The sequence below is a fragment of the Oleiphilus sp. HI0125 genome, assembly GCF_001635355.1.
This window is the reverse complement of the sequence record NZ_LWGF01000584.1, coordinates 1-11,870: the sequence shown is the minus strand read 5'-3', so window position 1 is coordinate 11,870 and position 11,870 is coordinate 1. Positions and strand designations below refer to the sequence as shown.

At 41.0% G+C, this 11,870-nt stretch carries 12 protein-coding genes; 2 read left to right on the top strand and 10 right to left on the bottom strand.

The window, feature by feature from the left end:
* Positions 1-161: 161 nt before the first annotated feature.
* The 3 genes from modC to modA are packed head-to-tail and all read right to left on the bottom strand — an operon-like array spanning position 162 to position 2,649.
* A complete protein-coding gene (gene modC / locus A3762_RS07200; protein ID WP_068754696.1) occupies positions 162-1,250 on the bottom strand; it encodes a molybdenum ABC transporter ATP-binding protein in 1,089 nt (362 codons plus the stop codon).
* A complete protein-coding gene (gene modB / locus A3762_RS07195; RefSeq protein WP_068754693.1) occupies positions 1,247-1,924 on the bottom strand; it encodes a molybdate ABC transporter permease subunit in 678 nt (225 codons plus the stop codon). Before modB ends, modC begins: the two co-directional genes overlap by 4 nt.
* Positions 1,921-2,649, bottom strand: coding sequence for a molybdate ABC transporter substrate-binding protein (gene modA / locus A3762_RS07190; RefSeq protein WP_068754691.1), 729 nt, complete (start codon positions 2,647-2,649; stop codon positions 1,921-1,923). Before modA ends, modB begins: the two co-directional genes overlap by 4 nt.
* A 107-nt stretch (positions 2,650-2,756) precedes the next feature.
* Between modA and A3762_RS07185 the strand changes: the two genes are divergently transcribed.
* Positions 2,757-3,680 carry a polysaccharide pyruvyl transferase family protein gene (locus A3762_RS07185; RefSeq protein WP_068754690.1) on the top strand — a complete coding sequence of 308 codons (924 nt, stop codon included), beginning with the start codon at positions 2,757-2,759 and terminating at the stop codon, positions 3,678-3,680.
* A gap of 24 nt (positions 3,681-3,704) precedes the next feature.
* Here A3762_RS07185 and A3762_RS07180 read toward each other — a convergent pair whose 3' ends face one another.
* From A3762_RS07180 to pseB, 7 genes are read right to left on the bottom strand one after another with little or no spacing between them, the layout of a single operon-like run.
* Positions 3,705-4,703 carry a polysialyltransferase family glycosyltransferase gene (locus A3762_RS07180; protein WP_068754688.1) on the bottom strand — a complete coding sequence of 333 codons (999 nt, stop codon included), beginning with the start codon at positions 4,701-4,703 and terminating at the stop codon, positions 3,705-3,707.
* Positions 4,704-4,715: 12 nt separating this feature from the next.
* Positions 4,716-5,762, bottom strand: coding sequence for a pseudaminic acid synthase (gene pseI / locus A3762_RS07175; RefSeq protein ID WP_068754686.1), 1,047 nt, complete (start codon positions 5,760-5,762; stop codon positions 4,716-4,718).
* On the bottom strand, positions 5,759-6,691 hold the full coding sequence (gene pseH / locus A3762_RS07170; RefSeq protein WP_068480745.1) for a UDP-4-amino-4,6-dideoxy-N-acetyl-beta-L-altrosamine N-acetyltransferase: 933 nt from the start codon (positions 6,689-6,691) through the stop codon (positions 5,759-5,761). Before pseH ends, pseI begins: the two co-directional genes overlap by 4 nt.
* Positions 6,688-7,806: a UDP-2,4-diacetamido-2,4,6-trideoxy-beta-L-altropyranose hydrolase gene (pseG, locus tag A3762_RS07165; protein ID WP_068754685.1), complete on the bottom strand. Its 1,119-nt coding sequence runs from the start codon at positions 7,804-7,806 to the stop codon at positions 6,688-6,690. Before pseG ends, pseH begins: the two co-directional genes overlap by 4 nt.
* A complete protein-coding gene (pseF, locus tag A3762_RS07160) occupies positions 7,796-8,488 on the bottom strand; it encodes a pseudaminic acid cytidylyltransferase (protein ID WP_068754682.1) in 693 nt (230 codons plus the stop codon). Before pseF ends, pseG begins: the two co-directional genes overlap by 11 nt.
* Positions 8,485-9,648, bottom strand: a complete 1,164-nt coding sequence (gene pseC / locus A3762_RS07155) for a UDP-4-amino-4,6-dideoxy-N-acetyl-beta-L-altrosamine transaminase (protein ID WP_068480754.1) — start codon at positions 9,646-9,648, stop codon at positions 8,485-8,487. The genes pseF and pseC overlap by 4 nt, the downstream gene beginning before the upstream one ends.
* A 2-nt stretch (positions 9,649-9,650) precedes the next feature.
* The gene (gene pseB / locus A3762_RS07150; protein WP_068480757.1) at positions 9,651-10,664 is read right to left on the bottom strand and encodes a UDP-N-acetylglucosamine 4,6-dehydratase (inverting); all 1,014 of its coding nucleotides are present in this window, start codon (positions 10,662-10,664) and stop codon (positions 9,651-9,653) included.
* 249 nt (positions 10,665-10,913) lie between these two features.
* On the opposite strand from pseB, the gene A3762_RS07145 reads away from it, so the two are divergent.
* Positions 10,914-11,843 (top strand): phytanoyl-CoA dioxygenase family protein, encoded by a 930-nt coding sequence (locus A3762_RS07145; RefSeq protein WP_068754680.1) that lies wholly within the window; start codon positions 10,914-10,916, stop codon positions 11,841-11,843.
* Positions 11,844-11,870 lie beyond the last annotated feature (27 nt).

Sequence of the window (11,870 nt, the reverse complement as noted above, 5' to 3'; positions counted from 1 at the left end):
TGTGCTTCTGTGCTTCTGTGCTTCTGTGCTTCTGTGCTTCTGTGCTTCTGTGCTTCTGTGCTTCTGTGCTTCTGTGCTTCAGTGCTTGCCATCGTGATGCCTCTGAGTGAGTGAAATTGCACTAACGCTAGTCAACATAAATTGAAAGTGCAACTAGTCGCTTAGTCATACACTGAGAGCGCTTTGACTTGCGCCCACACCGACTGACCTTTTTCTAACTGTAGTTTCTTGAGAGATAAAGCTGTGATCAGCGCATGCAAAGTTTGGTCATTGATATCAAGTGTTACCAATACTGACGAGGAGTCAATTGTGGTGTCGATATGTCTGATCGTTGCTGGGATGATATTTTGAATACTTTGTTCTTTGTTATGTCTCAAGCTAATGCTCACATCTTTTGCCGCGACTCTGAGCCTAATATTTTGGCTAGCCTCTAAAGTCGTATCGTTCAAGTACACACATGTTGATGCTGCACTAGATTGATTCTTCAAAAAGACTTTAGCAATTCCGCCTTTTGTGTCGATATCGACTACCTTGCCCTCGAATACCGAAGACAGTTGGTCATGGCTGAATACATCGGTGTGTTCTGCGAATGCGGCTAATGCGGGGCCTTTATGAAGTAATTTTCCATTGCGCATGATGATCACATCGTCTGCTAATTGTGCGACCTCATCAATGGAGTGGCTGACATACAAAATTGGAGCGGATATGTCGTCTTTTAGCGCTTTTAAAAAATTCAGCATTTCCTGTCTTGAACTACTGTCGAGTGCGGACAGAGGTTCATCCATGAGTATTAGGCTTGGCTGACTCAATAGTGCGCGTGCGATGTTAACGCGTTGTTTCTGTCCGCCTGAAAGTTGCGAGGGGAGTTTGTCGTTAAGCTCAAATAAAGCGCATTTTTCGATAACGCTCGAAAGTGTTTCATCATTTATGTTTACGCGCTGATATTTCAGATTGAATACTAGGTTTTCGTATACAGTTAGATGCGGCAATAGGCGTGCATCTTGGAATATATAGACGAGATTGCGCTGATGGCTTGGTACGAATGTGTTCGATTTTGAGTCTTGCCAGATGATGTCATTGACTAAAACGCTGCCATTTCCTTTTTCAAGTCCAGCTATGCATCTCAGAAGAGTGGTTTTGCCGCAACCCGACGGGCCGAAGATAGCGGTAAGCCCAGAGTTCGACAGTGACTCGTTAATAGTTAAGTGAAACTTTTCGCGATCGAGGCGCAGATTGATATCGATACTCATGTGCAGCGACGCTCTTTAGAATTCTGTTGAAGATAGGCTAAGCACCAGACAACGCAGAAAGCGAAAATAACGAGCCCTAAGGACAAGGTATGGGCTTGTTCGAAGTTCAATGCTTCCACATGATCATAAATGGCAATTGAAAGGACGCGAGTTTCTTCAGGAATATTTCCGCCAATCATCAAGATCACGCCGAACTCTCCAAGAGTGTGCGCAAAGCTAAGAATTGCCGCGCTGAGAATTCCTGTTTTGGCCAACGGAAGTGCGATGCTCTTGAAGCGAGTAAATGGGCTTGCTCCCATTGTTGCGCCTAGTTCAAGTACGCCTTTATCAATGCTAGAAAATGCGTTGTAAATAGGCTGAACGGCAAAGGGTAAGGAATAGATTATTGAGCCGAAGACGAGCCCCCAAAAAGTAAATACAAGACTGCCAAATCCTAAGGATTCAGTGATGACACCAATCGCTCCATCAGGGCTCAATAGTAGAAGTAGATAAAAACCTAATACTGTTGGAGGTAAAACAATTGGTAGAGTAATGATCGACAGAACTAGTGGCTTGAGCCGGCTATGTGTTTGGCTTAACCACCAAGCTAGCGGTGTAGCGATGATTAATAGAATTGCCATGCTGATGAATGCAAGGCGCAGGCTTAGCCATATTGTGGACCAATCTGAGATCATTGAGCTTCCGTTAGATACCCAGCTTCGACGATGATGTGTTTCGCTTCAGCGCTGTTGAGATAATTAAAAAATTGAAGCGCATGTTGATTATCATGAGCCCGTTTCAATAGGACGGCGTTCTGGCGAATTGGTTGATATAGCTTAGCAGGAACGAGCCAATGTGTATGGGCTTTGTTGGTGATGGTGATTTGAGATTGGGCGATCAGGGCCCAATTGCATGCTTTTGATAAAAAGAACTGCTGTGCTTGTGCGACGGATTGACCTTTAACATACTTATGAATGCTAACCCCGACTTTTTCTAAGTGCCTGATAACTTCAGCTGCGGCTCGGCCATATGGCGCAACAGCTGGGTTTGCGTATGCAATGCAGTCGAGCTCCCTTGGTGAGTCGAATTCGAATTTGGCGTTTTGCTCGTGCGTCACAAGAACCAATTGCCCAATCGCATAAGTAAACTCCGAATCGTCGACTACGAAAGATGGGGCAAGCGTTGTGCCTACTTCTCCTGCCGAAAGAAATATATCAAACGGAGCACCTCGTGAAATCTGAGCGGTGAGTTTTCCTGTCGATGCAGAAGAGATGCTTAATTTACTTTCGTTATATGCCTTAGACAGCTTTTCAAGCGTTGGTTTGAAGTTCGAAGCTACGGCGATGCGTACTTCCGAGCTAAACGAAACATCCGCAAAGAACGTGAAGAAAACAAGCAGAGTGTAATGTTTTATGCGCATAGAGTGTGTGAGTGCATATGATGACACTTGATTTTAAATTTAAACACTAGCGAATTAGAAGATCTTAGACCACAATTGCCGCGAATTTATTGATCACGAGAAATGTTGTGCGTATCGAATATTGTAAAGTTGAAGATTTGAATTTTGGAGATGATCTAAACGTATGGTTGTGGCCAAAGTTGATACCTGAATGTCTGGTAGTCAAAGATAAGACTGCATTGTTAGGTATTGGCACAATCTTAAATCAGCGCACTTTCGATACGAAGCTAGCCGGTGTTGAAAAGGCGTTTATCTTTGGGTCAGGATGCGCAGGTGAGCAGCCGATTATTCCTGATCACTGGAGGGTCTTGTGTGTTCGTGGACCGAAAACCGCAGAGGCTGTTGGCCTTGATTCAACATTAGCTGTTGCTGATCCTGCATATTTGTTACGTGCTGTTGAAATGTCTGAGGTCGAGAAACAATATTCTATTGGCTTTATGCCGCACCACAGAAGTGAACGAGACTTAGACTGGAAGCGTGTATGTGACGCGGCAGGTATTCGTTTTGTCTCGGCTAAACAGCCAGTTGAAGATGCTGTGCGCGAAATTCGCTCCTGTGACCTTCTTCTAACAGAAGCTATGCATGGTGCGATCGTTGCAGATGCCTTTCGTGTTCCTTGGGTACCAGTGTTTTACAACCCGACTGTTTCGCATTTCAAATGGCAAGATTTTGCGGCATCAATGCAGATTGATCTCAAACCTGTTTATTTGCCTTTTATCTGCGAGCGTGGCCGAGATATGGGACGTCTTTTTGAGCGCAAACTAAAGGGAGGGGCTGCGCGATTTGGCCTAGGCCCGAAAAAATGGATGAGCTACCCGGTTCCAGTGCGTTATGTGAAAGACTCCGACTATAAACTGCTTGGTGATAAGTTGTTGACCATTGCTAAGACAGAAAGATCTACACTCAGCAGTGATGATGCAGTAGAAACTGCTACTTCTTCGCTACTGGAAAAAGTAGCGCAGTTGAAAGGGGACTATCTTGGACAAAAGTAGACCGTAAAGTAAATGGTCCTTGTATTAATGGATATCCAGTTTTATCTCTGAGACTTTCTCGCCCTTATATTGTGCATAGGTGTTTCGCGCATTTATTCGGAATTTTTCAGTAAGAAACTCATCGTCTGGCGTTCTTATAAATTGGATATTTAGTTTTGGGTATAGGAGAGACAAAGTTTTGAGAGCTGTGCTAATAAAGCCAACTATGCTCGAGACTTTGTATGATGTGATAGAAATTTCAATAGGGCGATCATCTTCAATAAGCTTAAGGTTTGCCAATGATAACCATTTTTGAATATTCTCCTTTGATTCAGCTCTGTGAGGAAAATAGTAAGCTTTACCATTCTTACTTAGCTTTTGAAGGCATTTTAAGTAATAGTCTTCGCTAACGATTCCTGCTTCTACGAGTGGTTGTCCTAATATGCCTGTTGGTGCGTTAGAGTCGCTTGTTATTTTCTTTCTGTAATAGGTCGTTTGAGAGAATCTATTTTCGACGACAGATACATGGGGCGTGGGGCTCAAATCAAACATAGTAAATAGTTCGATTTCATCAAACTGATTCGGCCTGAATTTGGATATTCCGAGCACTCTTAAAAGTAATTCTTTTTCAAGATGAGATTTGGATGATGCTATCCGTGGTTCAAAATAAACACGGTAGTCATTAAGTGTCATGACTCCATCGTCGAAAATGACTCGTTTGTTGTATTTAATATTTGCGATGAGGATATTTTGAAACCAAGCGTTAAATTCGGCATTTAACACCAAGTTATACTTCTCTCCTCGCAAGGCGCGAACTGTTTTATAGGTTTCTCTGAGAGACTTTTCTTTGGTGATAATATAGGTTGCATTCCAAAGCGGATATTCGAGCAGCATGTCCCTGAGCATATTGTTTGATACATCGTTGCCTCCATACTTTACGACTAAAGTTGCCTTACCTATTTTGTAGTACTTAAACGCTTCAGCAGCGCATAACAGTTGTAAGGGAGAGGTGACGATAAATAGAGCAGACTTCATTGTGTTCATTTTTGCTTTTTCTTATTTTACTAGATTCCAAGAAATTGGCTCACCAAACGCAATGTCTCGTGCGGCTTTTTTACCTAGCACATTGGGCAACTCTTTAGGCGTAAGACCAAAACCTGGGCGTATTGATCTTACATTTTGCTTTGTGAGCTTTTCGCCAGCTTTGATATTGGCTACGGCATAAAGTGAACGCCTAAAAGTGGCATTTCCTTCTTCACTTTTTTTACGTTGATAATTGACAGAACCAAGTGCTTCCCAAGCAGTTTTACTATCACGGCATAACTGAAGAAGTTCTTTTTCTTCTAATGAAAAACTATCGTCCGGACCTCCTCCAGAACGATCAAGCGTAACATGCTTTTCAATAACACAAGAGCCTAGCGAGACCGAAGCAATAGCTGTTGTATTTGAGATAGTATGGTCAGAAAGCCCTGTAAGCACATTGAAGCGTTGAGCCATGTCAGGGATTGTCGCAAGATTATAGTCGTTAGCTGGGGCTGGATAACCGCTAACACAATGCAAAATCACTAATTCTTTACAGCCAGCCCGCTTTGCAGCTGTGACAGCTTCGCTAATCTCTTCTTCATTGGCCATGCCTGTAGAAATGATCATGGGCTTGCCTGTTTTCGCAACATATTCGATGAGAGGGATATCTATTGCTTCAAAGGATGCGATTTTATAAGCAGGGCAGTTTAGCTCTTCTAGCATATCAACCGCTGTTTCGTCGAAGGGTGAGCTGAAAATCGTAATACCTAACTCTTTTGCTTTCTTGAACAATGGCTTGTGCCATTCCCACGGCATAAATGCTTCCGAATACAAGTCGTAAAGAGTTCGACCTCCCCATAGCCCACCTTCAATTTTAAATTCTGGGCGATCACAATCAATCGTAATTGTGTCCGCTGTGTAGGACTGGAGTTTTATGGCGTCAGCACCACAACGTTTGGCCATTACCATTATTTCGTAGGCGCGCTCGATACTTCCATTATGGTTTGCAGACAATTCTGCGATGATGTATGGGGCGGTGTTAAGCCCAATTTGTCGCCCATTGATAGCAATTGGTGTCATGCTGTTTCCAAAGGTAAAATTATTTCTGCATAACCAGTGATAGCCGGATTATCGTCTTTGTCTAAAACTAGAGTGCGGACTTTAAGACGGTTCCCTATTTTGGTTTCAATATGTATTTTTGCGTTTAGCTCAGTGTTGGGGTAAATGGGTGATTTAAACTCCAATGATTGGCTCTTATATATTGTACCTTCGCCAGGGAATAATGTTCCAAAGATTTTGGAGAATACTGAACCGCTTAAAAAACCATGGACTAAACTTTTATCGAAGCCATATTCACGACTGTACGCGTCGTCAATATGGAGTTTGTTTGTGTCAGAGGATGCTTCAGAAAACATTAGCACTTGTTCTTTTGAAATGGAGAATTGATGTGTAAATGTTTTACCAGGCCCGAACTTGTTATCTCTCATTAATGGTAGTTCGATAGAAAGTCTATTCCAGTCCTTTTTGAAAATCGCTAAACGGTATATGTCCCACAAACGACCTTTTGAGAAGTGTTGATTTTTAAATATACCTTCTACGCTGAAGCCATGCTTTTTGTGGAATGTAATTACCTTGTCATTGAATTCGAGTACTTCGCAATAAAGTTTATTAAGTCCTAGTGAGTTAAAAGCATAATTAAGTGCAGAGACTTCCATTTTTGAACCAACGCCTCTTATTGAAGTGTCTCCAGAGTAGAAGGCCCAACTAGCAGTGCCAGCATTTTGATTTATTTCTGTAAAACCAATTACTCCGCATGGTTGCTGTTCAATATAAAAAACAAAATAGCGCTTTGTTTTTTCGGACTTTATGTGCTCAAACCATTGATAGTGTTCATCTTTAGAAATGATGTGATCTGTATACATATTGGCGCGGACTTCAGGCTTGTTTCTCCACTCTAGAACCATATCCAAATGTTCTTCAGATAGGGGAGTTAATTTCGTCTTGCTCATAAAGCTTGTTCACTTTGATCTAGTAAGTGGTTGAGGACTCTTTTGGCCCCAAAGCCATCGCATACCGCTGAGATTTGCTTCACATTGTTCAAGTACTGCTCAGGTGATTGAGTTAATTGACTGATTTTAAATTGAAGCTGTTCTTTAACCTCCTGTTTTCTAATATCGATCAATTGAATTAAATTGTCTTGTTCTAGGATTAGCGCGGCTTGCTTTTGATTTTCTGCTGTCACACACAGCACGGATGGTAATCCTACAGAAAAGCGTTCCCATGTTGTTGAGCCTACTGCTCCAATGCAAATATCGTACTTGTTCATAACTGCAGCGATGTTTTTTATGTTTTTTAATAGGACTACATTTTGGTTTGAAGATGCAAAAGCTTCAAGTTTTCCAATGTTTGGATTTAGGGAGGTAGTAACAATAGCAATTTTTATTACAAAGTTAATTTTTAATGAAAGTAATGCTTTGCATATAGTTAGGCTAACGTTGTCTTTATCTACCCCGCCTAAGCTGACCATGATTTTTAGCTCATTTATTGGTGAGGTACGTTCTATCCTTTTTGTTTTAGTGAATTCTTTTCTGAGTAAAGTGTAGTCTGAACCAATAAGTAATTTTGAGTCTTGAATTAAGCCATTGTAAGAGTGTTGGTTTTTACCGTAAGTTTGATCTAATAACCATGAGCAATCGTGGGGACGATCATTCAAATCATCAATGACTAAAATTGGGGCTATTTCTTTTAATGAAGATTCCCAAGGGTGGCCTAATGCGTAATGGTCGACAATGATAAATGAGGGAGGTGTTCCTAACTGTTGAATTTTTTTATTGAGGTGTTTTTTTGTGTTTTGAGCGTCAAGTTGTTGCCCCCCCTTTAGCCAGTGGGAGTGTGGATAAACTTGATCAGAATGAGAGTTTGATTCCGGAAGGTAAGCAATTTCTGCATCTATAGTCACAGCTCTTTCTTCCAGAAAATCTGATTTATAGGCCGTTATTATTATACATTTTAGCCCTTCGTCTTTTGCCCATTCTGCTAGTGCTAGGCAGCGAGCTATGTGTCCAACGCCAATCTGAGGGCTAGCGTCGGCTCTCACTGCAAACCATGCATTACTATTGGTCATTTAATTGATCTGCTAAGTATAGAGCTTCAGCAAATTCCCAATCATTTAAGGTGTCTATATCTTGGGTCTTTGAACTGGGAAGCATTAAGGGTTTTGATTTTGAATTAGTTAAAACCCCTTTTCCTTCTAGATAGGCTTGAACCGTACCGAAATAAAACTGGCCTGCATCGTGAAAAGCTGGTTCTAGATCTTGAGATCGGGTCGTTTCATGTTCTTTTTGAAACATCTCACTGAAACCATCGAAATTTATTTTTAAAGCGCGTTGGATGGGGAAACGATACTCCGTCGCAGAAAATACATAATCTAATTTTTCCGACATAAGAAGTGTATATGCTGATTTTAAATCAACATCTCTTATGAAGGGGGCTGTAGCATAGATACAGCAGATTTGGTCTGTGAATTTGAGATTGAGAGTATTTATGGCGTGAAGGGTGACGTCAGTGGTTGTTGCGAAATCATCAGAGAGTTCTGATGGTCGTATGAATGGTGCTTCAGCACCGTAGGAACATGCAATATCTATGATTTCTTGATCATCTGAAGATACAACTACTCTGTCGAAAAGACCGCTCTTGATAGCCGCTTCAACAGAATATCCGATAATAGGCTTGCCACAGAATTTCTTGATGTTTTTTCTTGGAATTCGTTTACTACCGCCTCTGGCTGGAATTAATGCTACTTTCATAACAGCACTCGAGAGAGAATGTCTATGCTTGTAGATTGTTGCTCATCTGTCATTGAATGGAATATCGGAATCGATATCGCCTCTTTGTAGTACTTTTCGGCCTCTGGAAAGTCGCCAGCTTTGAACCCTAAATTCTGATAATAGGGTTGTAAATGCACTGGTATGTAATGAAGGTTTACTCCTAAGCCTGCATTGCGTAATCCTGAAAATACTTCCTTATGACTCAATTTAATTTCGTTTCGCTTTAACCTAAGAATATATAAATGGAAGCTTGAATAGGTGGAATCAAGTCGCTTAGGAAGCTCGACTGGTAAATGTGTAAGCTCTTTGTCGTATCTAACAGCTAGCTCATTCCGGCGATCTACAAACTCATTTAAACGGGTCATTTGTGACACGCCTAAGGCGGCTTGCATCTCGGTCATTCGGTAGTTGTAACCTAATTCGATTTGTTGGTAGTACCAACCACCATGACTCTCCTCGGTCATTAAGCTTTCATCGCGCGTGACACCATGGCTTCTCAGTAACTCTAGTTTTTTTGCGAGCTCATCGTTATTGGTTAGAGCTGCTCCACCTTCAGCTGTAGTCACTATCTTAACTGGATGGAAACTGAATACAGTTATGTCTGAGTATTTACAATCGCCAGTTTTTGAGTTCTTGTATCGAGCGCCAACTGCGTGAGAGGCATCTTCAATTATTTTAAAGCCATATTGTTTTGATAATTGATAGATTTTTTCCATGTCACAAGGTTGGCCACATAAGTGAACAACAACGATAACTTTTGGGAGAGTTCCTTCGGCTTTTGCTTGCTTTAACTTGCTTTCAAGTTTCGTAGGGCACATGTTGTATGTAGCTGGATCGATATCTACAAAATCAATGTATGCACCGCAATATAGCCCGCAGTTTGCAGAGGCTACGAATGTAATAGGGCTTGTCCAAAGGTAATCCCCTTGCCTTAAGCCAAGTGCTAAACAAGAAATATGTAGGGCTGAAGTGGCACTGTTAACAGAAAATGCATACTCGGCACCACAAGCCTGAATTAAGCTGTTCTCGAAGGCAGGGACTTGGGGGCCTTGAGTGAGAAAATCTGACTTTAGGACATTGATAACGGAATCAATATCTTCTTGGCTAATCTCTTGTTTTCCATATGGAATAAAGGACATATTTAAACCTCAAAATCAGGGTCAATATGCTTGTTTATTAACGCTCTTAGACTTTCTACACTTTCCCATTCGTCGTTCGTACCGGAATTGTATTTGAAGCCAAATGGTACTTTTTCAGCTTTGTGATGCTCAATGTAATCTTGCTCTTGGTAGCAGAAAGATACCGATGGCAGGATGGCGTAATACTTTCCCAAGTCTATTGTATTGAGAGAATCGGTGTCCGTAATCATTTCTTCATGTAGTTTTTCGCCTGGGCGTATTCCAACAATCTCCGTTTTACACTCTGGTGCTACGGCTTCGGCGACATCCAGGATTTTATATGAAGGTATTTTAGGAACGAATATCTCGCCACCAAGGTGGTGCTCAAATGCATACATAACCATATCTACACCATCTTGAAGAGAGATGTTGAAGCGGGTCATTTCTTCATGGGTGATAGGCAGAACACCTGATTGTTTTTTATTTAAGAAAAATGGGATTACCGAGCCTCGAGATCCCATGACATTCCCATAACGAACCACACTGAATCGAATGTCCTTTGATCCCTTAATATTGTTTGCGGCAGCGAATAGTTTGTCTGATGCTAATTTGGTTGCGCCATATAGATTGATAGGTGCGCACGCTTTATCAGTTGAAAGTGCCACCACGTCAGTGACTCCACACTCTAAAGCTGCAGCGATTACATTTTCAGCGCCATCAATGTTTGTACGAATGCATTCGGTTGGGTTGTATTCTGCAGTATCTACTTGCTTGATAGCTGCTGCATGAATGATCATGTCCACACCTTCACATGCCTGAATTAGGCGTTGCCTATCGCGAATGTCACCGATAAAAAAACGTAATTGAGGATAGTCTTGAGGCGGGTATTTAAAACGCAATTCTGATTGCTTCAATTCATCTCTTGAAAAGATAATAATCTTTTTGATGTCTGGGTAGCGATTAAGAATGGTCTCTAAGAATTTCTTCCCGAACGAACCTGTGCCTCCAGTAATTAAGACAACTTTATCATTAAGCATAAAAAAAGAGTGCCGTTATAGTTAAATGTAAATCAATGAGTTTGGTGAGGAAACCTGCAAATCTTTAGTGAAATCAACTAGATCGAAAAGGCTATCGGGATTATAGAATAGATACAATCTTGGTGAAACTGGTAACTGAATATTGCTGAGATGTTAAGTAGTCCTTTTTTGCATATTTTGTGTATGATTCGCGCCCGATAGTTCTATTTATGTGTTTTTTCTAGTTTTAAAAGCGGTAAAAGGGATTCTATGAGTATTCCAGAAAAAAGTATGTTAGATGATGGCTTCTATCAATTTGAGAAATTGTTAGATCAGAAAAAGATAAAAAAGCTTTATACAAAAATGATTGAGTCGCGCCATTTTGATGAGAGTCTCTTTTTGAGTGAAGAAGAGTATGAGCGCCAGTCCTCTCATAAAAATGCTAACCCGACTTCTGAGTTTAATTTTTTGGGACAGTTTGCTAATGAATTGGATGTGGTAGAAAAAAATGAGTCAATTACTAATACATTGACCAACTTACTTGGATATGATTATGAGATTGTTATAAAAAAAGCGGTGTGCGGTGTTCCAGAATCGTGGTTGCCCGACTGGATTAAATCTAGAATAGATGGCGTAAATGTAGCTAATTTAGGGCCTTTTATTAAAAAAGAGTTTAGAGATATTACATATTTTCGTGGGATTGATTTTCATCAAGATATTATTGATTGGCCGCTAGGGATGACTGACCTAGATCCTGCAACCTTTATAACTCTATATGTATATATTCATGACGTTGATGAATATGACTCCCCTCTCCATGTACTTCCTAGAACACATAAGCTTGGAGCAACTCTTTTTCCGCACAAGCTAGAAAAGGAAGAGGGTGAGCGGTGGATCTATGAAAGCGACAGCGGAGCGCGCGTTGAAGTTAAAGATAGAATTTTAACAGGCCAGGCTGGTTACACTGCCATGTGGCATAACTGTACTTTACATGGAACACAACCAGTACAGCATGAGTCGGAAAAATTTAGGCTTTCTCTTCGTTACTTAATTGGAAAGTCAAAGGCAAACAAAGAGTGGACTGTTATTGATGATATAAATAAAACGGTAGAGGGAGACTTGACACCTATAAGAACTAGAAAAGACCTAGATGAAGCTGGGAAAGCTAAGATAAAGGGCAATATTATCAATAAGTATTAATCTGTAGCTGGATGAAAATGGTGATTA

Excerpts from the sequence above, each read along its gene's own strand:
- modC (WP_068754696.1), bottom strand. The coding sequence starts at position 1,250 with ATGAGTATCGATATCAATCTGCGCCTCGATCGCGAAAAGTTTCACTTA.
- modB (WP_068754693.1), bottom strand. The coding sequence starts at position 1,924 with ATGATCTCAGATTGGTCCACAATATGGCTAAGCCTGCGCCTTGCATTC.
- modA (WP_068754691.1), bottom strand. The coding sequence starts at position 2,649 with ATGCGCATAAAACATTACACTCTGCTTGTTTTCTTCACGTTCTTTGCG.
- A3762_RS07180 (WP_068754688.1), bottom strand. The coding sequence starts at position 4,703 with ATGAACACAATGAAGTCTGCTCTATTTATCGTCACCTCTCCCTTACAA.
- pseI (WP_068754686.1), bottom strand. The coding sequence starts at position 5,762 with ATGACACCAATTGCTATCAATGGGCGACAAATTGGGCTTAACACCGCC.
- pseH (WP_068480745.1), bottom strand. The coding sequence starts at position 6,691 with ATGAGCAAGACGAAATTAACTCCCCTATCTGAAGAACATTTGGATATG.
- pseG (WP_068754685.1), bottom strand. The coding sequence starts at position 7,806 with ATGACCAATAGTAATGCATGGTTTGCAGTGAGAGCCGACGCTAGCCCT.
- pseF (WP_068754682.1), bottom strand. The coding sequence starts at position 8,488 with ATGAAAGTAGCATTAATTCCAGCCAGAGGCGGTAGTAAACGAATTCCA.
- pseC (WP_068480754.1), bottom strand. The coding sequence starts at position 9,648 with ATGTCCTTTATTCCATATGGAAAACAAGAGATTAGCCAAGAAGATATT.
- pseB (WP_068480757.1), bottom strand. The coding sequence starts at position 10,664 with ATGCTTAATGATAAAGTTGTCTTAATTACTGGAGGCACAGGTTCGTTC.
- A3762_RS07145 (WP_068754680.1), top strand. The coding sequence starts at position 10,914 with ATGAGTATTCCAGAAAAAAGTATGTTAGATGATGGCTTCTATCAATTT.